The organism is Microvirga tunisiensis, assembly GCF_009296175.1.
Lineage (GTDB): Bacteria > Pseudomonadota > Alphaproteobacteria > Rhizobiales > Beijerinckiaceae > Microvirga > Microvirga tunisiensis.
Genome location: NZ_VOSK01000628.1, coordinates 1 through 2,093, shown reverse-complemented (window position 1 = coordinate 2,093; position 2,093 = coordinate 1). Strand labels below are relative to the sequence as shown.

The 2,093-nt window shown below is 63.9% G+C and carries 3 protein-coding genes; all 3 read right to left on the bottom strand.

Features of this window, described 5'->3' with window-relative positions; all coding sequences use genetic code 11:
* Positions 1 to 688, bottom strand: a 688-nt coding sequence (gene phoB, locus FS320_RS42205) for a phosphate regulon transcriptional regulator PhoB (RefSeq protein ID WP_152718498.1), incomplete at its 3' end; no start/stop codon positions are given.
* A 2-nt stretch (positions 689 to 690) separates the two neighbouring features.
* Complete coding sequence (gene phoU / locus FS320_RS42200) at positions 691 to 1,404, bottom strand: phosphate signaling complex protein PhoU (RefSeq protein ID WP_152718497.1); 714 nt, start codon at positions 1,402 to 1,404, stop codon at positions 691 to 693.
* 29 nt (positions 1,405 to 1,433) lie between these two features.
* The coding region (pstB, locus tag FS320_RS42195) for a phosphate ABC transporter ATP-binding protein PstB (RefSeq protein WP_152718496.1) at positions 1,434 to 2,093 on the bottom strand (660 nt) is incomplete at its 5' end.

Below are 2,093 nucleotides of genomic sequence, written 5' to 3'. Positions count from 1 at the left end.
CGAAGGTCTCATCGAAGGAATAGCCGGCGCCACGCACGGTTCGGATCGGATCGGGCCGGCGCGGCAGGTTGATCGCCTTGCGCAGGCGGCCCACATGCACGTCCACGGTGCGCTCGTCGATATAGACGTCGTGACCCCAGACCGCATTGAGCAGGTGCTCGCGGCTGAAGACGCGGCCGGGGCTCTGCATCAGGAATTCCAGCAAGCGGAACTCCGTCGGCCCCAAATGCAACTCCTGGTCGGCGCGGCGCACGCGATGGGTCTCGCGGTCGAGCTCGATGTCGCCGGCTCTGAGAAGCGTTGCGATATGCGTCGGCTTCGCCCGGCGCAGGAGCGCACGCACCCGGGCCAGGAGTTCCGGCACGGAGAACGGCTTGACGATGTAGTCGTCCGCACCGGTGGAGAGGCCGCGGATGCGGTCGCCCTCCTCGCCCCTGGCCGTGAGCATGATCACCGGCAGGCGCTCGGTTTCCGTCCGCGCGCGGATGCGCCGGCACAGCTCGATCCCGGAGAGGCCGGGCAGCATCCAGTCCAGCAGCACGATGTCGGGCACCTGCTCGCGCAGGCGGATCTCGGCCTCGTCACCGCGCGATACGCTGTCGACCTCGTAGCCTTCGGCCTCGAGGTTGTAGCGCAGGAGCAGCATCAAGGGTTCTTCGTCCTCGACGATCAGAACGCGAGGTCCCATGGTCAGGCTCCGGTCTCGATCGTCGTGTCGATGGAGCGATCGTTCTTGGGCCGGTCGATGGCCAGCGTCTCGGCCGTGACGAGGTAGTGAACGGTCTCGGCGATATTGGTGGTGTGATCGCCGATGCGCTCGATGTTCTTGGCGCAGAACAGGAGATGCGTGCAGAACGAGATGTTGCGCGGATCCTCCATCATGTAGGTCAGGAGTTCCCGGAACAGCGAGGTGTAGAGCGCATCGATGGCGCCGTCCCGCTTCCAGACATCCAGCGCCTTCGCCGTGTCCTTCTGCGCATAGGCGTCGAGCACGTCCTTGAGCTGACCGAGAACGAGATCGTTCATATGCTGCAGTCCGACGACGATCTTCTGCGGTTGGAAATCGTCACCGATGGCCAGCGCCCGCTTGGCGATGTTCTTCGCCAGATCGCCGATGCGTTCGACGTCGCCCGCGATACGGATGGCCGAGATGGTCTCACGCAGATCGACCGCCAGGGGCTGGCGCCGGGCGATGGTGAGAATGGCATTCTCCTCGACCTCACGGTGCAGGACGTCGAGGCGAGGGTCCAAAGCAATGACCGCTTGCGCCAGCGGCTTGTCGTGGCGAGCCAGTGCGACAAGAGCATCGACAAGCATCTTCTCGGAGATGCCGCCCATCTCGGAAATCCGCTGCCGGAGCCCCTGCAGGTCGTTGTCATAGGAACTGACGATATGCTCCGCCATGAGATAGGTCTCCCCTTGAAGCGCTTCGATCAGCCGAAGCGGCCCGTGATGTAATCCTGGGTTTGTTTCTTGGTCGGGTTCATGAACATCTTGGTGGTGGGCCCGAACTCCACGAGCTCGCCAAGATACATGAACGCCGTGAACTGCGAGATTCGTGCCGCCTGCTGCATGTTGTGCGTGACGATCACGATGGTGAACTCCGAGCGGAGCTGCTCGATCAGCTCCTCGATCTTGCCGGTGGAGATCGGGTCGAGGGCCGAGGTCGGCTCGTCGAGCAGGATCACCTCCGGCTTCTGCGCGATGGTGCGCGCGATGCACAGGCGCTGCTGCTGGCCGCCAGACAGACTCATGCCGGATTGGCGCAGCTTGTCCTTCGCTTCGTCCCACAGGGCCGCCTTGCGCAGGGCCTCCTCGACACGCCCGTCGAGCTCGGACTTCGGCAGCCTCTCATAGAGTTTGATGCCGAAGGCGATGTTGTCGTAGATCGACATGGGAAACGGCGTCGGCTTCTGGAACACCATGCCGACCCGTGCGCGAAGCTCGTTCACGTCGATCGACGGCGAGAGCACGTTCTGCCCGTCGAGCAGGATCTGGCCATCGGCGCGCTGCTCGGGATACAGGCTGTAGATGCGGTTGAAGGTGCGCAGCAGCGTCGACTTTCCGCAGCCGGACGGGCCGATGAGGGCCGT

Excerpts from the sequence above, each read along its gene's own strand:
- phoU (WP_152718497.1), bottom strand. The coding sequence starts at position 1,404 with ATGGCGGAGCATATCGTCAGTTCCTATGACAACGACCTGCAGGGGCTC.